The organism is Streptomyces caniferus (genome assembly GCF_009811555.1).
GTDB lineage: Bacteria > Actinomycetota > Actinomycetes > Streptomycetales > Streptomycetaceae > Streptomyces > Streptomyces caniferus.
The window spans coordinates 1,314,802-1,339,802 of the sequence record NZ_BLIN01000003.1 but is presented as its reverse complement, the minus strand read 5'-3'; the positions used below and the strand labels follow the sequence as shown (position 1 = coordinate 1,339,802).

General features: G+C 72.2%; 21 protein-coding genes and 1 tRNA gene. 18 read left to right on the top strand and 4 right to left on the bottom strand.

The genetic code is table 11. From position 1 onward, the window contains the following. Window positions 1-149: 149 nt before the first annotated feature. Entirely contained in the window at window positions 150-2,606 is a 2,457-nt protein-coding gene (locus Scani_RS14480; RefSeq protein WP_159474813.1) for a Tex family protein, read from the bottom strand. Between the two features lie 211 nt (window positions 2,607-2,817). Beyond that, complete coding sequence (locus tag Scani_RS14475) at window positions 2,818-3,687, bottom strand: SCO6745 family protein (protein ID WP_159474810.1); 870 nt, start codon at window positions 3,685-3,687, stop codon at window positions 2,818-2,820. Between the two features lie 143 nt (window positions 3,688-3,830). Here Scani_RS14475 and Scani_RS14470 point away from each other — a divergent pair, with 143 nt between their 5' ends. After that, window positions 3,831-4,802, top strand: coding sequence for a GlxA family transcriptional regulator (locus Scani_RS14470; RefSeq protein WP_159474807.1), 972 nt, complete (start codon window positions 3,831-3,833; stop codon window positions 4,800-4,802). Window positions 4,803-4,866: 64 nt separating this feature from the next. Further along, complete coding sequence (locus tag Scani_RS14465) at window positions 4,867-5,541, top strand: DJ-1/PfpI family protein (protein ID WP_159474804.1); 675 nt, start codon at window positions 4,867-4,869, stop codon at window positions 5,539-5,541. 33 nt (window positions 5,542-5,574) lie between these two features. Here Scani_RS14465 and Scani_RS14460 read toward each other — a convergent pair whose 3' ends face one another. Then, the gene (locus Scani_RS14460) at window positions 5,575-6,345 is read right to left on the bottom strand and encodes an enoyl-CoA hydratase/isomerase family protein (RefSeq protein ID WP_159474801.1); all 771 of its coding nucleotides are present in this window, start codon (window positions 6,343-6,345) and stop codon (window positions 5,575-5,577) included. A 55-nt stretch (window positions 6,346-6,400) separates the two neighbouring features. On the opposite strand from Scani_RS14460, the gene Scani_RS14455 reads away from it, so the two are divergent. The 3 genes from Scani_RS14455 to Scani_RS14445 all read left to right on the top strand — a co-directional run bounded on the left by Scani_RS14455 (window position 6,401) and on the right by Scani_RS14445 (window position 9,046). Next, window positions 6,401-8,059 (top strand): ABC-F family ATP-binding cassette domain-containing protein, encoded by a 1,659-nt coding sequence (locus tag Scani_RS14455; protein ID WP_159474798.1) that lies wholly within the window; start codon window positions 6,401-6,403, stop codon window positions 8,057-8,059. Between the two features lie 170 nt (window positions 8,060-8,229). After that, window positions 8,230-8,303 (top strand) — tRNA-Met (locus Scani_RS14450). A 251-nt stretch (window positions 8,304-8,554) separates the two neighbouring features. Then, entirely contained in the window at window positions 8,555-9,046 is a 492-nt protein-coding gene (locus tag Scani_RS14445) for an ATP-binding protein (RefSeq protein ID WP_159476009.1), read from the top strand. Here Scani_RS14445 and idi read toward each other — a convergent pair. Beyond that, on the bottom strand, window positions 9,021-9,632 hold the full coding sequence (gene idi / locus Scani_RS14440) for an isopentenyl-diphosphate Delta-isomerase (protein ID WP_159474795.1): 612 nt from the start codon (window positions 9,630-9,632) through the stop codon (window positions 9,021-9,023). The genes Scani_RS14445 and idi overlap by 26 nt on opposite strands. A gap of 558 nt (window positions 9,633-10,190) precedes the next feature. On the opposite strand from idi, the gene Scani_RS14435 reads away from it, so the two are divergent. The 13 genes from Scani_RS14435 (at window position 10,191) to Scani_RS14375 (ending at window position 25,000) form a co-directional block, all read left to right on the top strand. Then, window positions 10,191-12,005 carry a DUF5941 domain-containing protein gene (locus tag Scani_RS14435; RefSeq protein ID WP_159476006.1) on the top strand — a complete coding sequence of 605 codons (1,815 nt, stop codon included), beginning with the start codon at window positions 10,191-10,193 and terminating at the stop codon, window positions 12,003-12,005. Beyond that, window positions 12,002-12,739, top strand: coding sequence for a phosphocholine cytidylyltransferase family protein (locus tag Scani_RS14430; RefSeq protein ID WP_159474792.1), 738 nt, complete (start codon window positions 12,002-12,004; stop codon window positions 12,737-12,739). Before Scani_RS14435 ends, Scani_RS14430 begins: the two co-directional genes overlap by 4 nt. Then, window positions 12,727-13,788: an iron-containing alcohol dehydrogenase family protein gene (locus Scani_RS14425; protein WP_159474790.1), complete on the top strand. Its 1,062-nt coding sequence runs from the start codon at window positions 12,727-12,729 to the stop codon at window positions 13,786-13,788. The genes Scani_RS14430 and Scani_RS14425 overlap by 13 nt, the downstream gene beginning before the upstream one ends. Beyond that, window positions 13,766-14,545 (top strand): CDP-alcohol phosphatidyltransferase family protein, encoded by a 780-nt coding sequence (locus Scani_RS14420; RefSeq protein ID WP_159474787.1) that lies wholly within the window; start codon window positions 13,766-13,768, stop codon window positions 14,543-14,545. Before Scani_RS14425 ends, Scani_RS14420 begins: the two co-directional genes overlap by 23 nt. Window positions 14,546-14,553: 8 nt before the next feature. Further along, a complete protein-coding gene (locus tag Scani_RS14415; RefSeq protein ID WP_159474785.1) occupies window positions 14,554-15,426 on the top strand; it encodes a glycosyltransferase family 2 protein in 873 nt (290 codons plus the stop codon). Window positions 15,427-15,504: 78 nt separating this feature from the next. Then, window positions 15,505-16,434 carry an ABC transporter permease gene (locus Scani_RS14410; protein ID WP_159474783.1) on the top strand — a complete coding sequence of 310 codons (930 nt, stop codon included), beginning with the start codon at window positions 15,505-15,507 and terminating at the stop codon, window positions 16,432-16,434. Continuing rightward, window positions 16,427-17,230: an ABC transporter ATP-binding protein gene (locus Scani_RS14405; RefSeq protein WP_159474781.1), complete on the top strand. Its 804-nt coding sequence runs from the start codon at window positions 16,427-16,429 to the stop codon at window positions 17,228-17,230. Before Scani_RS14410 ends, Scani_RS14405 begins: the two co-directional genes overlap by 8 nt. A gap of 450 nt (window positions 17,231-17,680) precedes the next feature. Next, window positions 17,681-18,547 carry a squalene synthase HpnC gene (gene hpnC / locus Scani_RS14400; RefSeq protein WP_159476004.1) on the top strand — a complete coding sequence of 289 codons (867 nt, stop codon included), beginning with the start codon at window positions 17,681-17,683 and terminating at the stop codon, window positions 18,545-18,547. Next, window positions 18,544-19,497, top strand: a complete 954-nt coding sequence (gene hpnD / locus Scani_RS14395; RefSeq protein ID WP_159474779.1) for a presqualene diphosphate synthase HpnD — start codon at window positions 18,544-18,546, stop codon at window positions 19,495-19,497. The genes hpnC and hpnD overlap by 4 nt, the downstream gene beginning before the upstream one ends. Window positions 19,498-19,597: 100 nt before the next feature. After that, window positions 19,598-21,055, top strand: a complete 1,458-nt coding sequence (gene hpnE, locus Scani_RS14390; RefSeq protein ID WP_371872344.1) for a hydroxysqualene dehydroxylase HpnE — start codon at window positions 19,598-19,600, stop codon at window positions 21,053-21,055. Continuing rightward, the gene (locus tag Scani_RS14385) at window positions 21,052-22,173 is read left to right on the top strand and encodes a polyprenyl synthetase family protein (protein WP_159474777.1); all 1,122 of its coding nucleotides are present in this window, start codon (window positions 21,052-21,054) and stop codon (window positions 22,171-22,173) included. Before hpnE ends, Scani_RS14385 begins: the two co-directional genes overlap by 4 nt. Window positions 22,174-22,280: 107 nt before the next feature. After that, entirely contained in the window at window positions 22,281-24,332 is a 2,052-nt protein-coding gene (gene shc, locus Scani_RS14380; protein ID WP_159474775.1) for a squalene--hopene cyclase, read from the top strand. Next, window positions 24,332-25,000, top strand: coding sequence for a phosphorylase family protein (locus Scani_RS14375; protein ID WP_159474773.1), 669 nt, complete (start codon window positions 24,332-24,334; stop codon window positions 24,998-25,000). The genes shc and Scani_RS14375 overlap by 1 nt, the downstream gene beginning before the upstream one ends. Window position 25,001: the final 1 nt, after the last annotated feature.

The window sequence follows — 25,001 nt, the reverse complement described above, 5'->3', positions numbered from 1 at the left end:
ACGCAATTTCTTCCGGGTGCGGGCAGGCGGCCCCTGTCGCCCGGCGCACCCGGCCGGACCGCACGGATGGCGCTCGGCCCGCGCCGCACCCGACGGCGCCGGCGGCAGCGAGCCCTCGGCCCGCTGCCGCCGGTCGTTGCCGCGGTCCGTCAGCGGCCGCCGCGCTCCTTGCCCAGGAGTCCGGCCCGCCGCAGGGCGTCCGCCATCGCGTCGTTGGCCGGACCGGCGTCGCGGCCGCCCCGGCGCTCACCGCCGCGCTGTCCGCCGCCGCCCTGCCGCTGTCCGCCGCCGCCCTGCCGCTGGCGCGGCGCACCACCGCGGCCGCCGCCCTCACGCGGCGGCCGGCCGCCGCCGGTGCCACCGCGGCGCTCGCCGCCGTCGGTCGCCGCGGCGCCCTTGCCGTGCTCGTCGTCCAGCCGCAGCGTCAGCGAGATCCGCTTCCGCGGAATGTCGACATCGAGCACCTTGACCCGCACGATGTCGCCCGGCTTCACCACGTCCCGCGGGTCCTTGACGAAGGTCTTCGACATCGCGGAGACGTGTACCAGACCGTCCTGATGCACGCCCACGTCCACGAACGCCCCGAAGGCGGCGACATTGGTCACCACGCCCTCCAGGAGCATCCCCGGCTGCAGGTCACCGATCTTCTCCACGCCCTCCTTGAAGGTCGCGGTCTTGAAGACCGGACGCGGGTCGCGGCCCGGCTTCTCCAGCTCCTGCAGGATGTCGCTCACCGTCGGCAGACCGAAGGAGTCGTCGACGAAGTCCGCGGCCTTCAGCGTCCGCAGCACCGTCGTGTTGCCGAGCAGCGAACCGACCTCGGTGTCCGCCGACTTCACCATCCGGCGCACCACCGGGTAGGCCTCCGGGTGCACGCTGGAGGCGTCCAGCGGGTCGTCGCCGCCGCGGATCCGCAGGAAGCCCGCGCACTGCTCGTACGCCTTCGGGCCGAGCCGCGCCACGTCCTTGAGCGCCTTGCGGGAGCGGAAGGGACCGTTGTTGTCCCGGTGCGTGACGATGTTCTCGGCGAGCCCGGAGCCGATGCCCGACACCCGCGAAAGCAGCGGCGCCGAGGCGGTGTTGACGTCCACACCGACGCCGTTCACACAGTCCTCGACCACCGCGTCCAGCGAGCGCGACAGCTTCACCTCGGACAGGTCGTGCTGGTACTGACCGACGCCGATCGACTTCGGGTCGATCTTGACCAGCTCGGCCAGCGGGTCCTGCAGCCGGCGGGCGATGGACACCGCGCCGCGCAGCGAGACGTCCAGCTCGGGCAGCTCCTGGGAGGCGAACGCGGAGGCGGAGTACACCGAGGCGCCGGCCTCGGACACCATCACCTTCGTCAGCTTCAGCTCCGGCTGGGCGGCGATCAGATCGGCCGCCAGCTTGTCGGTCTCGCGCGACGCGGTGCCGTTGCCGATCGCGATCAGCTCGACGTCGTGCTCGCGGGCCAGCTTCGCCAGCGTGGCCAGCGAGGCGTCCCACTTCTGCTGCGGTACGTGCGGGTAGATGGTCTCCGTGGCCGCCACCTTGCCGGTCGCGTCCACCACGGCGACCTTCACGCCCGTACGGAAACCGGGGTCCAGGCCCATCGTGGCACGCGTACCGGCGGGCGCCGCCAGCAGCAGATCGCGCAGGTTCGACGCGAAGACCCGCACCGCCTCGTCCTCGGCGGCCTGCCGCAGCCGCAGCCGCAGATCGATGCCGAGGTGCACCTGGACCCGGGTGCGCCAGGCCCAACGGACGGTGTCCTGCAGCCACTTGTCGCCCGGACGGCCCCGGTCGGTGATCCCGAAGCGGTGCGCGATGGACTGCTCGTAGGAGCTGGGGCCCTCGGTGGCCGCCGACGGGTCCTCCGGCTCCAGGGCGAGATCGAGGATCTCCTCCTTCTCGCCGCGGAACATCGCCAGCACCCGGTGCGAGGGCAGGTCGGTGAACGGCTCGGCGAAGTCGAAGTAGTCGGCGAACTTCGCGCCCGCCTCCTCCTTGCCCTCGCGCACCTTCGCCGCGACCCGCCCGCGCGACCACATCCGCTCGCGCAGCTCGCCGATCAGATCCGCGTCCTCGCCGAACCGCTCGGTGAGGACGGCCCGCGCGCCCTCCAGGGCGGCGGCCGGATCGGCGACGCCCTTGTCGGCGTCCACGAACGCCGCGGCGGCCGCGGACGGCTCCACCGAAGGGTCGCTCAGCAGCCCGTCGGCCAGCGGCTCCAGGCCCGCCTCCCGGGCGATCTGTGCCTTGGTGCGCCGCTTGGGCTTGAACGGGAGGTAGATGTCCTCCAGGCGCGCCTTGGAGTCGGCGCCGCGGATCTGCGTCTCCAGGGCGGCGTCCAGCTTGCCCTGGGACCGTACGGACTCCAGGATCGCGGTCCGCCGCTCCTCCAGCTCCCGCAGATAGCGCAGCCGCTCCTCGAGCGAGCGCAGCTGTGCGTCGTCGAGCGTCTCGGTGGCTTCCTTGCGGTAGCGCGCGATGAACGGGACCGTCGAGCCACCGTCGAGCAGTTCGACCGCGGCCTTCACCTGCCGCTCCTTGACGCCGAGCTCCCCGGCGATCCTCGCTTCGATGGACCCGAGGGTCCCGATGGGCTCAGTGGGTGCCGTCACGTTGATCCTGACCCGCCTTCCAGCGCTTGCTTGAGCCTGCATTGTGCCGGTTGGGGGGCCGGACTGTCGCACCGCCCAGCCGCCACGGGGTGTCCGTGAAGTCCCCGCGCCCGCCCCGGGGCCGGGAGGGACGCCGCGGCCCCCGGCTCCGGGCAGGGGAGGACGAATCCGCCCCTCCCCGGGAACCGAGGGCCTTGTCGCCGCAGCGGGCCTACTTGCCGAACAGCGCGGCGGGGAACGCCCCGGCGTTCATGGCGGCGGTGGTGAAGCCGCCCGCCAGCTCGGTGAGCCGGGCCACGCCCTCGGCGCCCAGGTGCTCGTACGGCGCCCGGTCCAGCCGGTCCGTCGTCCGCTCCAGGTCCTTGCGCAGCCGGACACCCTCCTCGGTCAACTCGCCCTCGGCGTCCAGCAGGCCACGGGACCGCAGCCGCTCCTGCGCCGCCGTCCAGTCCTCCTCCGACCAGCCACGGGTCGCCATGACGCCCTTGTAGCTCATCCCGCGACCGCTGGCGGTGTGGGTGACCAGCGCTTCCAGCCCGTCCAGTTCGGCGTCGAGCAGGGCCAGCAGGTGGCCGTCGCCGCGGTGTTCGCGCAGCAGCGTCGCGGCGTGCCAGTAGGCCAGGTGCGGGGCGTCGGGCACCGGCAGGTCGGCGTGCGCGGCGTACAGCGGCCGGGCCCGGCGGGTGCAGCCCTCGGTGGCACGCAGCGCCAGCCGCGCCGCCTCCGCCATCTCCGGTGACTCGACGGCCTCCTTGCCCAGCAGCCGGCGCAGCGTGGCGTCCACGGCGCGCAGCCGGCCGTCCAGCACGGCCGCGGGCGTGGTGACCGTCCAGACGTCCGGGACGTGCTCGGCGACGAGGCCGTGCTTGAAGTTGTAGAAGGTGGCCGTGATGGTGCCGGGGCCGACCGCACCCATGGCCGCGCCGCGACAGGCGAAGTAGGCGGCGCTGCGGTTCTCGATGCCGGCCCTGGCCATCTCCGTGGCCAGCTCCGGCGCGAAGTAGTGCGTGGAGTGGAACGGGTTGACGACGTTGTGGCAGGTGCGGCCGGCCTGTTCGGGCAGTGCGCTGGAAGTGGTCATACAGGCAGGTTACCGACCCGTCGGTATGGAGGTGGGTGCAGGGCACCGACAACGGCCGGTATCCGCTCCCGGCCCGCGCCATGGCAGGAAAGGTGGGAGATCCGTCGTTGCCGCCCTCGTCGCCGCTGCCCAGGATGGAGGGCATGGAACAGCGCGAGGTACTCGTCGTCCTCTTCGACGGTGTGCAGGCTCTCGACGTCTCCGGACCGGTCGAGGTCTTCCACGGAGCGGCCCAGGCAGGCCCGGCCGCCTACCGGATCCGCACCGCGAGCCTGGACGGCGCCCCGGTCCGCACCACCAGCGGGCTGACCCTCGTCCCCGACCTCACCCTCGCCGCCGCCGGGCCGCCGCACACGCTCCTGGTGCCCGGCGGCCAGGGCACCCGCACCCCCGACCCCCGGCTGATCGACTGGCTGCGCGCCAACGCCCACCGCGCCCGGCGGAAGGTCTCGGTGTGCAGCGGAGCGCTGCTGCTGGCCGAGGCCGGGCTGCTGGACGGCCGCCGCGCGACGACCCACTGGATGCTCTGCGACACCCTCGCCGCACGGTTCCCCGCGGTGCGGGTCGAACCGGAGCCGATCTACGTACGGGACGGCGATCTGGCCACCTCGGCGGGCGTGACGGCCGGTATCGACCTCGCGCTGGCCCTGGTGGAGGAGGACCTCGGCCGGGACCTCGCGCTGACCGTCGCCCGGCACCTGGTGGTGTTCCTGCGGCGGCCGGGCAACCAGACCCAGTTCAGCGCCCAGCTCGCCGCGCAGACCGCCCAGCGCAGACCGCTGCGCGACGTCCAGCAGTGGATCACCGAGAACCCGGCGGCGGACCTGTCCGTCGACGCCCTCGCGGAACGCGCCAGCCTCTCCCCGCGGCACTTCGCCCGGGCCTTCCGCGACGAGGTGGGCATGACGCCGGGGCGCTATGTCGACCGGGTGCGGCTGGAGGCCGCCCGCCGGCATCTGGAGGACACCGTCGAGGGCATCGAGCAGGTGTCGCGGCGCTGCGGCTACGGCACCCCCGAGGCGATGCGCCGCGCCTTCCTCCGCGTCCTGGGCGCCTCCCCGGCCGAATACCGCCGCCGCTTCCGGACCACCCGGCCACCCCTCGCCACGTCCTGAACCCCGGCCGGCCGCGATCACCACACCGGCCCGAGCCCCGCCACCTCTACCGACAGGAACCGTCATGCAGCTCGCGATCCTTCTCTTCGACGGCTTCACCACGCTGGACGCCGTCGGCCCCTACGAAACCCTCAGCCGGCTGCCGGGGGCCGAGGCGGTGTTCGTCGGCGAGCGCACCGGCCCGCACCGCAACGAGCTCGGTTCGCTCGGGCTGATCGCCGACGCCGCACTGGGCGAGGTCACCGCGCCGGACGTCCTCGTCGTGCCCGGCGGCCCGGGGCAGACCGCGCAGATGGCCGACGGCCCGCTGCACGAGTGGATCCGCGCCGTGGACGCCGGCACCTCCTGGACCACCTCGGTGTGCACCGGCTCGCTCATCCTGGGCGCCGCGGGCCTGCTCAAGGGCCGCCGGGCGACCTCCCACTGGCTCGCGCTGGACCAGCTCCCGGCGCTGGGCGCCGAGCCGACCGGGGAGCGGGTGGTCTTCGACGGCAAGTACGTCACGGCGGCAGGCGTCTCGTCCGGCATCGACATGGGGCTGATGCTGGCCGGCCGGATCGCCGGGGACGCCGTGGCCCAGGGGATCCAGCTCGGCATCGAATACGACCCGCAGCCGCCCTACGACGCGGGCTCCCCGGACAAGGCACCCGCCGAGATCACCGCGACGCTGCGGGAGAAGAGCCGGTTCCTGCTGACCCGCCAGGGGTGGCAGCCGTCGGGCGGGGGAGCGGAGTCCTGACCGGGCGATGTCTGCGCGGGGCCCGCCCCGGCGTCAGTCCGTCGGCCAGGTGAAGCGCGGCGCCCGGCGCTCCAGGAAGGCGGCGGCACCCTCCGCGGTGTCGCCGCTCGCCCGTGCCTGCGCGGCCCAGTGGGCGCCGCGCTCCTCGGCCTCGGCCGAAGACACGTCCCAGGTCCCGTCGGCCAGCTCCTTCGCCGCGGTCTGCGTCAGCAGCGACCGGCTCGCCAGGACGGCCGAGAACTCCGCCACCCGCTTGCCCAGCTCGCCCTCGGCCAGCACCTCGTCCACCAGGCCCGTGCGCAGCGCCCGCGCGCAGTCGATCAACTCGCCGGAGAACAACAGGTACTTGGCGGTGGACAGCCCGACCAGCCGGACCAGCCGCCGGGTGGCGGCCGCCGAATAGGCGACGCCCAGCTTGGCCGGCGTCACCCCGAACAGCGCGCCCTCCTCCGCGAACCGCAGATCGCAGGCGGCCGCCAACTGGGTTCCCCCGCCCACGCAGTAGCCGCGTATCGCCGCCAGCGTCGGTCCGGGGAACGCCGCGAGTGCCTCCTCGGCCGCCGACGCCAGGCCCTGCGACCCACCCGCCGGATCCCGCAGCGAGCCGATGTCGGCGCCCGCGCAGAACGTCCCGCCCTCGCCGGTCAGCACCAGCGACCGGACCGCGCGGTCGGCCGCCAGCCGTTCCAGCAGCGGCGGCAGCTCCCGCCACATCTGCACGGTCATCGCGTTCCGCTTGCCGGTGTTGCTGATGGTGACGGTCGCTGTGCCGTCGCTGACATGCGTCTTCAGACCGGGTTCCATGCTCCGGATATTAGAGCGACCGGGCCGGACCGGGCCCGATACGATCGGCGGCCTGATGTCAGCAACTCTCGTCGCCAAAGACCTCGCCGCCGGCCACGGCGAGCGCGTCCTGTTCTCCGGTCTCGATCTGGTCGTCGCCCCCGGCGACGTGGTCGGCCTCGTCGGCGCCAACGGCGCGGGCAAGTCCACGCTGCTGCGCCTGCTGGCCGGCCTGGACACCCCCGAGGACGGCATGCTCTCGCTCAGCCCGCCCACCGCCACGGTCGGCCACCTCCCCCAGGAGCCCGACCGGCGCCCGGGGGAGACCGTCCGCGCCTTCTTCGCCCGCCGTACGGGCGTGGCCGACGCCCAGCTCGCCCTGGACACCGCCACCCAGGCACTGGTCGACGAACGGCCCGGTGCGGACGACGCCTACGCCACGGCGCTGGAGCGCTGGCTCGCGCTGGGCGCGGCCGACCTGGACGAGCGCGCCGAGGAAACCGCCGGGCAGCTCGGCCTCTCCGTCAGCCTCGACCAGCCGATGACGACGCTCTCCGGCGGCCAGGCCGCCCGCGCCTCGCTCGCCTCGCTGCTGCTCTCCCGTTACGACGTCTTCCTGCTGGACGAGCCGACCAACGACCTCGACCTGGACGGTCTGCAACGGCTGGAGTCCTTCGTCACGGGGCTGCGCGCCGGTACCGTCCTGGTCAGCCACGACCGCGAGTTCCTGACCCGCACGGTCACCCGCGTCGTCGAACTCGACCTCGCCCAGCAGCAGGTCAACACCTACGGCGGCGGCTACGCGTCCTACCTGGAGGAGCGCGAGCGGGCCCGGCGGCACGCGCGCGAGCAGTACGAGGAGTACGCCGACACCAGGGCCGCCCTGGAGACCCGGGCGCACACCCAGCGCAACTGGATGGAGAAGGGCGTCAAGAACGCCCGCCGCAAGGCTCCCGACAACGACAAGATCGGGCGCAAGGCCCGGGTGGAGGCCACCGAGAAGCAGGCCGCCAAGGCCAAGCAGACCCAGCGCCTGATCGAGCGGCTCGACGTCGTCGAGGAGCCGCGCAAGGAGTGGGAACTGCGGATGGAGATCGCCGCCGCGCCCCGGGCCGGCGCGGTCGTGGCCACTCTGCGCGGCGCCGGTCTCCGGCGCGGCGACTTCCGCTTCGGCCCGGTGGACCTGCAGATCGACTGGGCGGACCGGGTCGCCATCACGGGCCCCAACGGCTCCGGCAAGTCGACCCTGCTCGCCGCCCTCCTCGGCCGGCTCCCGCTGGAGACGGGGCACGCCGCCCTGGGGCCCGGCGTGGTGGTCGGCGAGGTCGACCAGGCGCGCGGCCGGCTCTTCGGGGACCACGGCCTGGGCGACCAGCCGCTGATGGACGCCTTCCGGGCCTGTGTCCCCGATCTGGCGCCCGCCGATGTCCGTACCCTGCTGGCGAAGTTCGGGCTGAAGGCGGCGCATGTGCTGCGTCCGGCGCGCACCCTGTCGCCGGGGGAGCGGACCCGCGCCGCGCTGGCCCTCCTCCAGGGCCGCGGGGTCAACCTCCTCGTCCTGGACGAGCCCACCAACCACCTCGATCTGCCGGCCATCGAACAGCTGGAGTCCGCGCTCGCCTCGTACCCGGGCACGCTTCTGCTGGTCACGCACGACCGCCGGATGCTCGAAGCGGTGCACACCACCCGCCGTATCGAGGTCGACGCCGGACGGATCACCGACCGAACGGTCTGACGCGGTGGGGCGTCGCCCGGACGCGGCGGGACGCCCGCGGACCCGGTGGGCACGCGGCCGGGCCACCGCCCCGACGCAGGGCGCTCCGCCGGGCCCGGCGGGCCCGTGGCACCCGTGGTGATTATCGATTTGGTCCTGGGGCGGCCGGCCCGTAGTGTGGGGTTCACCGACGCGGGGTGGAGCAGCTCGGTAGCTCGCTGGGCTCATAACCCAGAGGTCGCAGGTTCAAATCCTGTCCCCGCTACTGAAACACCTCAGCAGGCCCGGTGCCCAGGCACCGGGCCTGCTGCGCTGTGTGCTCCCGGACGTCCTCGCGGAGGCGCGGATCGTACGGGGGTCACCTCGGGTAAGTCCGCGAACAACCCATAAAGGGAACAGGATCGATCGCCGGGTCGATCGCCTCACTCGCAATCGGCCATAAGGCGTCGATAAGCGCTGACTTGTGTTCAGCTGGCCGGTCCGGACCAACGCATTCTCAACACTCTTCCTGTGAGGATGCCTTCCGGACCCCCTGCAGAACCCCCCGAAGAGCTGACCTCCCCGCTCGCGTACGAAGGTGTCTGGCGGTTCACCGCTCCGGCACTGGAGGCTTCGGTGCCGCAGGCACGTCACGCGGTCCGGGATCTGCTCGACGAACAGCGTGTGCCCGTGGCCGCCGAGATCATGGACGGCCTGTTGCTCATCGTCTCCGAACTCGTCACCAACGCCGTCCGCCACGCCGCCCTGCTCTCGCCCCAGATCGCCGTCCAGGTCACGATCGGGGCGAACTGGCTACGGGTCGCGGTCGAGGACAACCACCCCTACCGCCCCAAGGCACTCGAGGCGGAACAGGGTGATGTCGGCGGCCGCGGACTGTGGCTCGTCAAGACACTCACCGCGGAGGCCGGCGGCAAGTGCGACGTCGAGAACACGAGGAACGGCGGAAAGGCCATCTGGGCCGAGCTGCCGCTCGCCCCGCTCGCTACCAGCCCGCCGCCCGTCCTGTGAGCTCGCGCACCGCCGGCCGCGCCGCGTCCAGCACGGTCATGAACCATGCGGAGAACGGCGCCTCGGCGTGCCGCTCGGCCAGCTCCTCCGGCGTCACGAAGGCGATCTCGCCGATCTCCTCGGGATCGGGCGCCGGCTCGGCCCGCACCAGCCCGACGAACAGGTGGTTGTACTCCTGCTCCACCAGGCCGGAGGCCGGGTCGGGATGGTTGTAGCGCACGGTGCCCGCCTCCGCCAGCAGGGTGGGCGCCAGGCCCAGCTCCTCCGAGGTCCGCCGGGCCGCGGCCACGAACGGCGCCTCACCGGGATACGGGTGCCCGCAGCAGGTGTTGGACCACACACCGGGGGAGTGGTACTTCCCCAGCGCCCGGCGCTGCAGCAGCAGCCGCCCCTTCTCGTCGAAGAGGAAGACGGAGAACGCCCGGTGCAGCTGCCCGGGAGCCTGGTGGGCCGCGAGCTTCTCCGCGGTGCCGATCGTCGTACCGTCCTCGTCGACCAGCTCCAGCATGATCGGTTCGGCGGCGCCGCCCGGTGTGCTCACCGCCGGGTCCCCGGCGGTCTGTCCGTTGGCAGGTGTGATCGGCATGCCCATCCTTGTCGTCGGTCTTCGACGCCAAGTCTGCCCTAGCCTGGTCCGCATCACCGGCACAGTGGGTGCGCGGCGCCACATGCCAGCGCGCCGCTCGTGCAGTGCGCCGGGCCGTGAGATGGTCCACACCCGCTGCCGCGCCCGCCGCCCCCGGCACGGAAAGCGCCGTGCGCCGCGATGACGCCACCGCCGGCCGGCGACCGCCCCCGGACCTGGGATGGCTCTCGCCACACCTGCCCCGGCACAACCCGCCCGCCCCGTGACCAGCCCTCTCATAACCGGCACCGAATGGAAGACCAGGTCCGCGGGCCAGTTGTTCATGCACCACCTGATCCACCATGATGATCGCGGCAGGCGCAGCCGTCGGTCACTCGATCGTGCGGTGAATGCGCGGTGAACGGCCGCATCCGGCGATCCGATAGCCTCTGCCGACGTGCCACCCCAGCCCTCCGGGCGCCAGGTGTGCCACGCCCGCTGCCCGGGTAGTTCGTATCGAATGCGGATCGATCGCGAACCGTCCGTGCTGCCTTGTCAGCATCCAAGGAGTGAGTTCGACTGTCGACCGCCATCCTCACCGGTCCGCCGGTCGCCGGGTCGCCGCTCGAAGCCGACCTGCGCACGCTGGGCTTTGACGTCCGTACCGCGGACGACGCCGCGTCCGCCGCCGAGCTGCTCGCCGCGGTGCCCGTCCAGGAGCGGGTCGCCATCGTCGACCCCCGCTTCGTGGGGCATCTGCACGCGCTGCGGCTCGCGCTGACCGACCCCCGCTTCCCCGCCGCGGCCGTGCCGGGCGCGCTCACCGCGCAGCCCGAGGCGCGCGCCGCGCTGACCCGCGCCGTCGGCAGGATCCCGGTCGGCGCCGGCACCGCCCACCTCACGGACGTCCTCACCGACACCCTCACCGAGTCCCTCGACCGTGAGGAGACCGGACTGCACCGCGTCGAGCTCGGCAGCCTGATCGCCACCGTCGCGCTCACACCGGCGCAGCGCGAGGACGCACGGGAGGCCGTCGCCGCCGTCGACGACGAGGCCGTACGGCTGCGCACCGCCGTGAAGTCCCGCGACGGGTTCTTCACGACGTACTGCATCAGCCCGTACTCCCGCTACCTCGCCCGCTGGTGCGCGCGCCGCGGGCTCACCCCCAACCAGGTCACCACCGCGTCCCTGCTCACCGCGCTGATCGCGGCCGGCTGCGCGGCCACCGGCACCCGTGGCGGCTTCGTCGCCGCCGGCTTCCTTCTGCTGTTCTCCTTCGTCCTGGACTGCACCGACGGGCAGCTCGCCCGCTACTCCCTGCAGTACTCGACGATGGGCGCCTGGCTGGACGCCACCTTCGACCGGGCCAAGGAGTACGCGTACTACGCGGGCCTCGCCCTCGGGGCGGCCCGCGGCGGAGACGATGTCTGGGCGCTGGCGCTCGGCGCGATGGTCCTGATGACCTGCCGCCACGTCGTCGACTTCTCCTTCAACGAGGCGAATCACGATGCAAGTGGTGCCACCGCCAACACCAGCCCCACCGCCGCGCTCTCCGGCAAGCTCGACAGCGTCGGCTGGACGGTCTGGGCGCGCCGGATGATCGTGCTGCCGATCGGCGAACGCTGGGCCATGATCGCGGTGCTCACCGCGCTGACCACCCCGCGCATCGTCTTCTACGCCCTGCTCATCGGCTGTGCGCTGGCCGCCTGCTACACCACGGCCGGCCGGGTGCTGCGCTCGCTGACCCGCCGGGCCCGGCGTACCGACCGGGCCGCCCAGGCGCTGGCCGATCTCGCCGATTCCGGGCCGCTCGCCGAGCTGATCGCCGGCCGCGCCCACGGCCGCGGCCGCACCGGTTCCTTCCTGGCGCCGGTCATGGCGTTTCTCTCAGCCGCCGTGCTGCTGGTCTGGGTGATCTTCCAGGACGACCCCGCCTCCTGGCTCACCGTCGGCGTCGCCGCCTGCTCCGCGCTGCTGGCCGGTGCGGCGGTGTCCCGCCCGCTCAAGGGCGCCCTCGACTGGCTCGTGCCGCCCTTCTTCCGGGCCGGCGAATACGTCGCGATCCTGGTCCTGGCGGCCCGTGCGGACGTCCCCGGAGCGCTGCCCGCGGCGTACGGGCTGGTCGCGGCGGTCGCCTACCATCACTACGACACGGTCTACCGCATCCGCGGTGGCACCGGAGCCCCTCCGCGGTGGCTGGTCCGGGCGACCGGCGGACATGAGGGACGGGTCCTCGTGGTCACCGTCCTCGCCGCCGCGCTGTCCCCTGAAGGTTTCACAATCGCGCTGACGGCCCTTGCTGTGGCCCTGGCGCTGCTGGTGCTCATCGAGAGCATCCGTTTCTGGGTGTCCTCCCAAGCACCCGCCGTACACGATGAAGGAGAACCCGCATGATCGGCCTCGTGCTGGCTGCCGGCGCCGGACGGCGTCTGCGCCCCTACACCGACACCCTGCCCAAGGCTCTGGTGCCGGTCGACGGGGACACGACCATCCTCGACCTGACCCTCGGCAACTTCGCCGAGATCGGCCTGACCGAGGTCGCGATCATCGTCGGCTACCGGAAGGAAGCCGTCTACGAGCGCAAGGAGGCCCTGGAGCAGAAGTACGGCCTCAAGCTCACCCTCATCGACAACGACAAGGCCGAGGAGTGGAACAACGCCTACTCCCTGTGGTGCGGCCGTGACTCCATCAAGCACACCGTGATCCTCGCCAACGGCGACACCGTGCACCCGGTCTCCGTCGAGAAGACCCTGCTCGCCGCCCGCGGCAACGGCCAGAAGATCATCCTCGCGCTGGACACCGTCAAGCAGCTCGCCGACGAGGAGATGAAGGTCGTCGTGGACCCCGCCAAGGGCGTCCAGAAGATCACCAAGCTGATGGACCCGTCCGAGGCCACCGGCGAGTACATCGGTGTCACCCTCATCGAGGGCGAGGCCGCCGAGGAGCTCGCCGACGCCCTGAAGACCACCTTCGAGCGGGACCCCGACCTCTACTACGAGGACGGCTACCAGGAGCTCGTCAACCGCGGCTTCAAGGTGGACGTGGCCCCGATCGGCGACGTCAAGTGGGTCGAGATCGACAACCACGACGACCTGGCGAAGGGCCGTGACATCGCATGCCAGTACTGACCCGCCTCATTCCGTCCCCGGTAGTCGTTGACATCAACGCCGGCGCCCTGGACGACCTGGCGGGCCTGCTGGCCGATCAGCGCATCTCCGCGTCGGGCAAGCTCGCCATCGCGATCAGCGGCGGCTCGGGGGCACGGCTGCGCGAGCGGCTGTCCCCCGCGCTGCCGGGCGCCGAGTGGTACGAGGTCGGCGGCGGCACCCTGGACGAAGCGATCAAGCTCGCCGACGCCATGAAGAAGGGGCACTACGACGCGGTCGTGGGCCTCGGCGGCGGCAAGATCATCGACTGCGCCAAGTTCGCCGCGGCGCGCATCGGCCTGCCGCTGGTCGCCGTCGCGACGAACCTGTCGCACGACGGCCTGTGCTCGCCGGTCGCCACCCTCGACAACGACGCGGGCCGCGGCTCCTACGGTGTGCCGAACCCGATCGCCGTGGTGATCGACCTCGACATCATCCGCGAGGCCCCGGTCCGGTTCGTCCGCTCCGGCATCGGTGACGCGATCTCCAACATCTCCGCGGTCGCGGACTGGGAGCTCTCGCACCGGGAGACCGGCGAGGCGATCGACGGCCTGGCCGCCGCCATGGCACGCCAGGCCGGCGAGGCCGTGCTCCGCCACCCCGGCGGGGTCGGCGACGACGCCTTCCTCCAGGTGCTGGCCGAGGGCCTGGTCCTGACCGGCATCTCGATGTCGGTGGCCGGCGACAGCCGTCCGGCGTCCGGCGCCTGCCACGAGATCAACCACGCGCTCGACATCCTCTACCCCAAGCGCGCGGCGAGCCACGGCGAACAGTGCGGCCTCGCCGCGGCCTTCGCCACGCATCTGCGCGGGGACAAGGAGACGCGTGACCTGATGGTCGAGGTGCTGCGCCGGCACGGCCTGCCGGTCACGCCGGGCGAGATCGGCTTCACCGACGAGGAATTCGTCCAGGCCGTCGAGTACGCACCCAAGACCCGTCCGGGGCGCTACACCATCCTGGAGCACCTCGACCTGTCCACCGACCAGATCAGGGATGCTTACGCCGACTATGCACAAGCCATCGGTAGCTGAGCTCCGCCCGGTCGTTCACCCCCCGGGGGTGAAGGACCGGCGGAGCGGCGAGCACTGGGCCGGCCGGCTCTACATGCGCGAGATCTCGCTGCGCATCGACCGCCACCTGGTGAACACGCGGATCACGCCCAACCAGCTGACCTACGTGATGACCGTCGCCGGCGTCCTCGCCGCCCCCGCCCTGCTGGTGCCGGGGATTCCGGGGGCGCTGCTCGGCGTGCTGATGGTCCAGCTCTACCTGCTGCTCGACTGTGTCGACGGCGAGGTCGCCCGCTGGAAGAAGCAGTTCTCCCTCGGCGGGGTGTACCTGGACCGGGTCGGCGCCTACCTGTGCGACGCGGCGGTCCTGGTCGGCTTCGGCCTGCGCGCCGCCGACCTGTGGGGCTCCGGGCGGATCGACTGGCTGTGGGCCTTCCTCGGCACCCTCGCCGCTCTCGGTGCCATCCTGATCAAGGCCGAGACCGACCTCGTCGGTGTCGCCCGCCATCAGGGCGGTCTCCCGCCGGTCAAGGAGGCGGCGTCCGAGCCGCGTTCGTCCGGCATGGCGCTGGCCCGCAAGGCCGCCGCGGCGCTGAAGTTCCACCGCCTCGTCCTCGGGGTGGAGGCGTCCCTGCTGATCCTGGCCCTGGCGGTCCTGGACACGATCAGGGGCGACCTGTTCTTCTCGAGGCTCGGTGTCGCCGTGCTGGCCGGCATCGCGCTCCTGCAGTCCCTGCTGCACCTGGTGTCCATCCTGGCGTCGAGCAGGCTGAAGTGAGGAGCGCGATGAAGGTCGGCGCGGTCATCATCACCATGGGCAACCGCCCGGAGGAGCTGCGGGCGCTGCTCGACTCGGTCGCCAAGCAGGACGGCGACCCGGTCGAGGTCGCCGTCGTGGGCAACGGTTCGCCGCTGCCCGAGCTCCCCGAGGGCGTACGGACCGTCGAGCTGCCGGAGAACGTCGGCATCCCGGCAGGCCGCAATGTCGGCATCGAGGCGTTCGGACCCGGCGGCAGCGACGTCGACGTCCTGCTCTTCCTCGACGACGACGGCCTGCTGGCCCGGGAGGACACCGCGGAGCTGTGCCGGGAGGCCTTCGCCGCGGACCCCGAGCTCGGGATCATCAGCTTCCGGATCGCGGATCCGGACACGGGCGAGACCCAGCGCCGCCATGTGCCGCGGCTGCGAGCCTCGGACCCCATGCGCTCGTCGCGGGTCACCACCTTCCTCGGTGGTGCGAACGCGGTCCGCACGCATGTGTTCGAGGAGGTCGGCGGACTGCCCGACGACTTCTTCTACGCCCACGAGGAGACCGACCTGGCCTGGCGGGCGCTGGACGCCGGCTGGCAGATCGACTACCGGTCGGACATGGTGCTCTTCCACCCGACGACGGCGCCCGCCCGGCACGCGGTCTACCACCGGATGGTGGCCCGTAACCGTGTGTGGCTGGCCCGGCGCAACCTCCCCGCACCGATGGTTCCGGTCTATCTCGGTGTCTGGTTCCTGCTCACCCTCGCCCGCCGGCCGTCTCGGCCGGCGCTGCGGGCCTGGCTGGGCGGCTTCAAGGAGGGCTGGGTGAGCCCGTGCGGTCCCAGGCGCCCCATGAAGTGGGCTACCGTTTGGCGACTGACCCGACTGGGCCGCCCTCCCGTCATCTGACAAGCTCGTATCTGAGAGCATCAGGCGCGAACCGGGGCGTGGCCCCGGCAGCGCACCTTGAGGACGAAAGTGTCAACTGTGAGCGAGACCACGCACGACAGTGCGGTCGCCATGAGTGCCCCGCCATCTTCCGATGAGGGGCTCACACCTGCCCAGCGGGCCCAGAAGTACGGGCTCTCGCAGAGCGGGGCCCGCCCCAGCCTGCCCGCGTACGTCCGGCAGCTGTGGGACCGGCGGCATTTCATCTCCGCCTTCGCCAGCGCCAAGCTGACGGCGCAGTACAGCCAGGCCAAGCTGGGCCAGGTCTGGCAGGTGGCGACGCCGCTGCTCAACGCGGCCGTCTACTACTTGATCTTCGGTGTGCTGATCGGCACGAGCCGGGGCGTCCCCGACTTCGTGCCGTTCCTGGTGACCGGCGTCTTCATCTTCACCTTCACCCAGAGCTCGGTGATGGCGGGTACCCGGGCGATCTCCGGCAACCTCGGCCTGGTGCGGGCGCTGCACTTCCCGCGGGCCTGCCTGCCGATCTCGTTCTGCCTGATGCAGCTCCAGCAGCTGCTGTTCTCCATGGGCGTCCTGGTGATCATCCTGCTCGGCTTCGGGCAGATCCCGACCTGGTCGTGGCTGCTCGCCCTGCCGGCGCTGGCGCTGCAGTTCCTCTTCAACACGGGCCTGGCGATGGTCATGGCGCGCCTGGGGGCGAAGACCCCGGACCTGGCGCAGCTGATGCCCTTCATCATGCGGACCTGGATGTACGCGTCCGGCGTGATGTTCAGCATCGACCTGATCCTGAAGGGCAAGCACGTCCCGCAGTTCGTGGAGGTCCTGCTCAACGCCAACCCGGCCGCCGTCTACATCGACCTGATGCGCTTCGCGCTGATCGACAGCTTCACCTCCGCGAAGCTGCCGCCGCATGTGTGGGCGTTCGCCGGCGGCTGGGCGCTGCTGATGGGCGTGGTCGGCTTTGTGTACTTCTGGAAGGCTGAGGAGCGGTACGGACGTGGCTGAACAGAAGAACGGCATCGAGCCGACCAAGGCCGCCGAGTCGCGCATCCCGACCGTGATCGCGGACGATCTGCACATCGTCTACCGCGTCTACGGCACGGGTGCCGGCAAGGGCAGCGCCACCGCGGCGCTGAACCGCATCGTGCGCCGCAAGCCCTCCTCGGGCGTGCGCGAGGTGCATGCGGTCAAGGGGGTCTCCTTCACCGCCTACCGCGGCGAGTCGATCGGTCTGATCGGCTCCAACGGTTCGGGCAAGTCGACGCTGCTCAAGGCGGTCGCCGGCCTGCTGCCCGCCGAGCGCGGCAAGGTCTACACCCACGGCCAGCCCTCGCTGCTGGGCGTGAACGCGGCGCTGATGAACGACCTGACCGGCGAGAAGAACGTCCTCCTCGGCGGCCTGGCCATGGGCATGAGCCGCGAGCAGGTCCGCGAGCGCTACGACGGCATCGTCGACTTCTCCGGCATCAACGAGAAGGGCGACTTCATCTCGCTGCCGATGCGCACCTATTCCTCCGGCATGGCCGCCCGCCTGCGGTTCTCCATCGCCGCGGCCAAGGACCACGACGTGCTGATGATCGACGAGGCGCTGGCCACCGGCGACCGCAGCTTCCAGAAGCGCTCCGAGGCCCGCATCCGCGAACTGCGCAAGGAAGCCGGCACCGTCTTCCTCGTCAGCCACAACAACAAGTCGATCCGCGACACCTGTGACCGGGTCCTGTGGCTGGAGCGCGGCGAGCTGCTGATGGACGGCCCGACGGACGAGGTCATCAAGGCGTACGAGAAGGAGACGGGCAAATAGGCCCGTCCCGCACCCGAAGGCCTCCGTGAGTCCGCCTCGCGGAGGCCTTCGAACGTGAGGAAACGGTCAACTCCGTTGACGCCGGGAAGAGTTCGGGCGTAAGGGATGTTGAACGGATTGTTGCCCGGGGCTTCGGTACCCCCTCGGAGGCGGGCGAGACGTACGGCGTAAGCTGTACGGGTACCGAACAGCGCAAGAGGTATATCTCGGGCAACACTCACCCAAGCGGGCGATATGGGCCCGATCGGGCGCGGCGCCTGCTGCGGCGTGTCCGAAATAGGATGTTTTAGCTTGGCGGTGTAGAACGGGAGACGTGACGGCAATGGCTACTGGTTCGCTCCGGCACCGAAATGCGCCGGGCAGCCCCCGGTGAGCCGAGACAACGAGCAGGCGCGTCGCGCCTTCCTCCGAAGGGGGGCGGCGGGTGACGGGCGGGAGCAGACGCGCACCGTGCTCGAACAGGCCGCACACGAGAACTTCCCCGTCGCACCGTTCTTCCTGCCCCGTGCCTGGCGAACCGATCTGATGGCCGTCTACGGCTTCGCCCGGCTCGTCGACGACATCGGTGACGGCGATCTGGCCCCCGGCGGCGGCGATGCCGTCCTCCTCGGGCTCGACCGCGCACAGTACGACGACCGGCCCGCGCTGCTGGACGCCCTCGAAGCGGACCTGCACCGCGCGTTCAGCGACCGCGCCCCCGGCCCCGGGCATCCGCTGCTGCGCCGCCTCGGCCCGACCCTCCGCCGCTGTGCGCTGACCCCCGAGCCGTTCCTCGACCTCATCGAGGCCAACCGGCAGGACCAGCGGGTGAGCCGCTACGGCACCTACGGCGACCTGGCCGCCTACTGCGAGCTGTCCGCCAACCCCGTCGGCCGCCTCGTCCTCGCCCTCACCGGCACCGCGAGCCCCGAACGCATCCGCCGCTCCGACGCGGTCTGCACCGCCCTGCAGCTCGTCGAACACATCCAGGACGTGGCCGAGGACCTGGGGCGCGACCGCGTCTACCTCCCCGCCGAGGACATGAAACGCTTCGGTGTCGACGAGGCCGATCTGGCCGCGCCGAGCGGGGGCGCATCGGTGCGCGCGCTGATCGCCTACGAGGCCGAACGCGCCCGTGAGCTGCTGCGTGAAGGCACCCCGCTGGTGGGTAGCGTCCACGGCAGACTCAAGCTGCTGCTGGCCGGTTTCGTGGCTGGCGGACGCGCTGCACTCCGGGCGGTCGCGGCCGCCGATTACGACGTACTCCCTGGACCGCCCAAGCCGACCAAGCTCAGCCTGCTGCGCGAGGTGGGGGCGACATTGCGAAGAGAGGGGTGAGTCGGACCGTGGAGGCAACCGCACACGCGTCCGCGCCGGTGCTCGCTGCGTACCGCTACTGCGAGGCCATCACCGGGCAGCAGGCACGGAACTTCGCCTACGGCATCCGGCTGCTGCCGTCCGACAAGCGGCAGGCCATGTCGGCGCTCTACGCCTTCTCCCGCCGGGTCGACGACATCGGCGACGGCGCCCTGGAGCCCGCCGACAAGCAACGGCGCCTGGAGGACACCCGGGCGGTGCTGGCGCGCATCAAGGACGGCCGGATCGAGGAGGACGACACCGACCCGGTGGCCGTCGCGCTGACCGACGCCGCCCGCCGCTTCCCGCTGCCGCTGGACGGTCTCGACGAGCTGATCGACGGCGTGCTGATGGATGTGCGCGGCGAGACCTACGAGACCTGGGACGACCTGCGGGGCTACTGCCGCTGTGTCGCCGGCGCCATCGGCCGGCTCTCGCTGGGCGTGTTCGGCACCGTACCGGGCGCGCCGGAAGCCGACCGCGCCGCCGAGTACGCCGACACCCTCGGCCTGGCCCTGCAACTGACCAACATTCTCCGGGACGTTCGCGAGGACGCCGGCAACGGCCGTACGTACCTGCCGGCCGAGGACCTCGCCAAGTTCGGCTGCGCGGCGGGCTTCGACCGTCCCGTGCCGCCGTCCGGCTCCGACTTCACCGGCCTGGTGCACTTCGAGGTGCAACGCGCCCGCGCGCTGTTCGCCGAGGGCTTCCGGCTGCTGCCGATGCTCGACCGGCGCAGCGGCGCCTGCGTGGCCGCGATGGCCGGCATCTACCACCGGCTGCTGACCCGGATCGCCGCCGACCCCGAGGCCGTGCTGCGCGGCCGGGTCTCGCTGCCCGGCCGGGAGAAGGCCTTCGTCGCGGTGCGCGGGCTGTCCGGACTCGACGCGCGGGCGATCGGCCGCCGGGAGTCCGTCCGGAGGCGTGGATGATGCCGCGGGCGGCGAACGACAGCGGTGATCCCGCGTCAGTGCGGCGGGCAACCCTCCCCGGGGTGGCTGCGTCCCTCACAGCAGTACGGGGGGAGAGCACATGACATCGGGAGCCATGCGGCCCGGCCGGCAGCACGCGCTGTCGTCCGGCCGCCCCGCGGGGGCGGCCGCGGTCGTCATCGGGGGCGGTCTCGCGGGCACCACCGCGGCGCTCGCGCTGGCCGACGCGGGGCTGCGGGTCACCCTGGTCGAGAGCCGGCCCCGTCTCGGCGGGCTGGTCTTCTCCTTCCGCCGCGAATCCGGTGTCGGCGAGCTGACCGTCGACAACGGCCAGCACGTCTTCCTGCGCTGCTGCACCGCCTACAGCCGGCTGCTGGAGCGGCTCGACGCCGCGCATCTGGTGCCCCTGCAGGACCGGATGGACGTACCGGTGCTCGACGCCGACCGGATGCGGCTCGGCCGGCTGCGCCGCACCGCGCTCCCCGTACCGCTGCACCTCGCCCGGAGCCTGGCCGGCTACCCGCACCTCTCGCCCGCCGAACGGGCCGGGGTCGTCCGCGCCACCCTCGCGCTGAAGGGCCTCGACCCGGCCGACCCGGCCCTGGACAGGCTGGACTTCGGCAGCTGGCTGCGCCGCCACGGCCAGTCCGCGCGCGCCGTCGAGGCGCTGTGGGACCTGGTCGGCATCGCGACCCTCAACGCCCGCGCCGACGACGCCTCGATGGGCCTGGCCGCCAAGGTCTTCAAGACCGGACTGCTGTCCGCCCCCGGCGCCGCCGACATCGGCTGGTCCCGCGTCCCGCTCGGCGACGTCCACGACGACCGGGCCCGCACGGCCCTGGAGAAGGCCGGCGTACGCATCGCCCTGCGCACCCGCGCCGGGGCGCTCACGCGCGGCGCCGACGGCTGGCAGGTCACGGTGGAGAACGGCCCGCACGGCAGCGAGCAGCTCGCCGCGGACACCGTCGTGCTCGCCGTGCCGCAGCGCGAGGCGCACGCCCTGCTGCCCGACGGCACGCTGGACGGCAAGGACCGGCTGCTGGACATCGGCACCGCCCCGATCCTCAACCTGCATGTCGTCTACGACCGCAAGGTGTTGCGCCGCTCCTTCTTCGCCGCGGTCGGCTCGCCGGTCCAGTGGGTCTTCGACCGCACCGACGCCTCGGGGCTCAGGAGCCTCCCCGGCCAGGAGCGAAGCCAGTACCTGGCGGTCTCGCAGTCCGCCGCGCTGGAGGAGATCGACCACCCGGTCGCCAAGCTCCGCGCCCGCTACCTGCCCGAGCTGGAGCGGCTGCTGCCCGCCGCCCGGGGCGCCAGGATCCACGACTTCTTCGTCACCCGCGAGCGCACCGCGACCTTTGCGCCCGCCCCGGGCGTCGGCAGGCTCCGCCCCGTCGCCCGTACCCAAGCTCCCGGCCTGTTCCTGGCCGGTGCGTGGACCGCCACCGGGTGGCCCGCGACCATGGAAAGCGCTGTTCGCAGCGGCACTGCCGCCGCTCGCGAGGCACTCACCGAACTCGGCTTCCCCCAGGGCCAGTTGCCTCAGGAGGCGGCATGACTACGAGTACGAGCGCTCGCACGAGCACGAGCATCGGAAACAGAGGAGAAACCGTGAATCCGGCTTCCCCAGCTATCGACACCGCGAGCGTCACCGCGCTGCTGGAGCGCGGGCGGACACTCGCCACGCCCGTGCTGCGTGCCGCCGTGGACCGGCTCGCTCCTCCCATGGACACCGTCGCCGCCTACCACTTCGGCTGGATCGACGCCGAGGGCCGCCCCACCGCGGGCGACAGCGGCAAGGCCGTACGGCCCGCGCTCGCCCTGCTGTCGGCCGAGGTCGCCGGTGCGGCCCCCGAGGTCGGCATCCCCGGCGCGGTCGCCGTCGAGCTGGTGCACAACTTCTCGCTGCTGCACGACGACCTCATGGACGGCGACGAGCAGCGCAGGCACCGCGACACCGTCTGGAAGGTGCATGGTCCCGCACAGGCCATCCTCGTCGGTGACGCGCTGTTCGCCCTCGCCAACGAAATACTGCTGGAGCTCGGCACGGTCGACGCCGGCCGAGCCACCCGCAGGCTCACCCAGGCCTCCCGCAAGCTGATCGACGGTCAGGCCCAGGACATCTCCTACGAGCACCGCGAGCGGGTCACCGTCGAGGAGTGCCTGGAGATGGAGGGCAACAAGACCGGCGCGCTGCTGGCCTGCGCCGTCTCCATCGGTGCGGTCCTCGGCGGCGCCGACGACCGCACCGCGGACACCCTGGAGAGGTACGGCTACCACCTCGGCCTCGCCTTCCAGGCCGTCGACGACCTGCTCGGCATCTGGGGCGACCCGGAGGCCACCGGCAAGCGGCCCTGGAGCGACCTGCGCCAGCGCAAGAAGTCGCTGCCGGTCGTCGCCGCGCTGGACGCCGGTGGCCCGGCCTCCGAGCGTCTGGCCCGGATCCTCGCCGAGGATGCGAAGAAGAGCGAGACCGAGATCGCCGACTTCACCGAGGAGGAGTTCGCCTCCCGCGCGGCCCTCATCGAGGAGGCCGGCGGCCGCGAGTGGACGTCCCAGGAGGCGCGCCGCCAGCACGCCACCGCCATCGCCGCCCTGAACGAGATCGAGATGCCGGAAAAGGTCCGCGCACAGCTCGTCGCACTCGCGGACTTCGTCGTTGTACGGGAGAGATGAGCACCCCAGACACCGAATAGATCGCAGTCGCCGGCCGGCGCCATCCGGGCGCCGGTCGACGGAATCCCTGAGCACGCTTTTCACAGTTCACTGCAGAAGGGGAAGCCATGACAGCGACGACCGACGGAAGCACCGGGGCGCTGCCGCCCCGGGCCCCCTCGGCCAGCGATGCCACCGCTGAGACAGCCGGAACCGCTCCACCCACCCGCACCGCCGTACAGCAGGACACGGCGGACGCCGCCCGGCGCGCGACCGCCCGCGCCACGGACTATCTGCTGTCCGTCCAGGACGCCGCCGGATGGTGGAAGGGCGACCTCGAGACCAACGTCACGATGGACGCCGAAGACCTGCTGCTCCGTCAATTCCTGGGCATCCAGGACCCGGAGCTCACCGAGGCCGCGGCCCGCCACATCCGCGGCGAGCAGCGCGCGGACGGCACCTGGGCCACCTTCCACGGCGGGCCCGGTGAACTCTCCACCACCATCGAGGCCTATGTCGCCCTGCGCCTCGCCGGGGACGACCCGGACGCCCCGCACATGGCCAGGGCCTCCGCATGGGTCCGCGAACAGGGCGGCGTCGCGGCCGCCCGGGTCTTCACCCGCATCTGGCTGGCCCTCTTCGGCTGGTGGAAGTGGGACGACCTGCCCGAACTCCCCCCGGAGCTCATCTACTTCCCCAAGTGGTTCCCGCTCAACATCTACGACTTCGGATGCTGGGCGCGGCAGACCATCGTGCCGCTGACCATCGTCTCGGCGAAACGCCCGGTGCGCCCGGCGCCGTTCGCCCTCGACGAGCTGCACACCGATCCCCGCCGGCCCAACCCGCCGCGGCCGCTCGCCCCCGCCACCAGCTGGGACGGGCTCTTCCAGCGCCTGGACAAGGCGCTGCACGTCTACCACAAGGTCGCCCTGCGCACGCTGCGCGGTGCCGCGATGCGCTCGGCCGCCCGCTGGATCATCGAGCGGCAGGAGAACGACGGCTGCTGGGGCGGCATCCAGCCCCCCGCCGTCTACTCCATCATCGCCCTGCACCTCCTCGGCTACGACCTCGACCACCCCGTGCTGCGCACCGGCCTGGCCTCCCTGGAGCGCTTCGTCGTATGGCGCGAGGACGCTCCCCCCGGGCCCGACGGCCGGGGAGGCGGCCGCACCCGGATGATCGAGGCCTGCCAGTCCCCGGTCTGGGACACCTGTCTGGCCACCATCGCGCTCGCCGACGCCGGACTGCCCGCCGACCACCCGAAGCTGGTCAAGGCCGTCGACTGGATGCTCGCCGAGCAGATCCGCCGGCCCGGCGACTGGAGCGTAAAGCGGCCCCAACTTCCCTCCGGGGGCTGGGCGTTCGAGTTCGAGAACGACAACTACCCGGACATCGACGACACCGCCGAGGTGGTGCTCGCGCTGCGCCGGGTCAAGCACCCCGATCCACAACGGGTCGAGGCCGCGGTGGGCCGCGCGGTGCGCTGGAACTTCGGTATGCAGTCCAAGGGCGGGGGCTGGGGCGCCTTCGACGTCGACAACACCAGCCCGTTCCCCAACCGGCTGCCGTTCTGCGACTTCGGGGAGGTCATCGACCCGCCGTCGGCCGATGTGACCGCCCATGTCGTCGAGATGCTCGCGGACGTCGGCCGTACCCACGACCCGCGCACCCGCCGTGGTATCGCCTGGCTGCTGGCCGAACAGGAGCCCAGCGGAGCCTGGTTCGGCCGCTGGGGCACCAACTACATCTACGGCACGGGCTCGGTGCTCCCCGCGCTCGCCGCGGCCGGCATCCCCGCCTCGCACGCCGCGGTGCGCCGGGCGGTGCGCTGGCTGGAGCGGGTGCAGAACGACGACGGCGGCTGGGGCGAGGACCAGCGCTCCTACCAGGACAAGGAACGGTGGGCGGGGCGCGGCGCCTCGACCGCCTCGCAGACCGCATGGGCGCTGATGGCGCTGCTCGCGGCCGGTGAACGGGACGGCGAGGCGGTGCGCCGCGGAGTGCGCTGGCTGACCGGGACCCAGCGCGAGGACGGGTCCTGGGACGAGCCGTACTTCACCGGCACGGGCTTCCCCTGGGACTTCTCCATCAACTACCACCTCTACCGCCAGGTCTTCCCGCTGACCGCACTGGGCCGCTACGTCAACGGGGGACCGGCCGGCGCGCCGGTGGGGTCCTGATGCCGGGGCGGCTCCCGGCGGACGCGGAGCCACCCCTGCTGGTCGCCTGTGCGCTGGGCATCGAGCGGTTCGCCCTGCGCCGCGGCGACCGCGGGGGAGCGGCGGACGGAGCAGTTCCGCGGCTCGTCACCCTCCGTACCGGCATAGGCCCCCAGGCGGCCGAACGCGCCCTCGCCCATGCGCTGGGTGCGGGCTCGGTCACCGAGCGTTCCCCCGTCGTCGCCAGCGGCTTCTGCGCCGGCCTCGCCCCCGGGATGCGGCCCGGGGACGTGGTCGTCGCCGAGGCCACCCGCGGTCATCACGCGGACGCTCCGGAGACGCTCTGCCGCGACAACGGCCCGCTGCTCCGGGCCCTGCGACAGCGCGGGCTGACCGTGCACACCGGGCTGCTGCGGGGCTCCGACCACGTCGTACGCGGCGCGGAGCGGGCCGCGCTGCATGCCGCCGGTGCGGTCGCGGTGGACATGGAATCCGCCGCGACCCTCCAGGCCGCCCGGCGGGCGGGCAGCCGTCCGGTTGCGGCCGTCCGGGTGGTCGTGGACGCTCCAGAACATGAACTCGTACGCATCGGCACCGTGCGCGGTGGAATATCAGCCTTCCGAGTGCTGCGCTCCGTACTTCCCGTTTTCTACGAATGGCACCGTTCTTTGCTGCTCCCCTGGAGGTGAG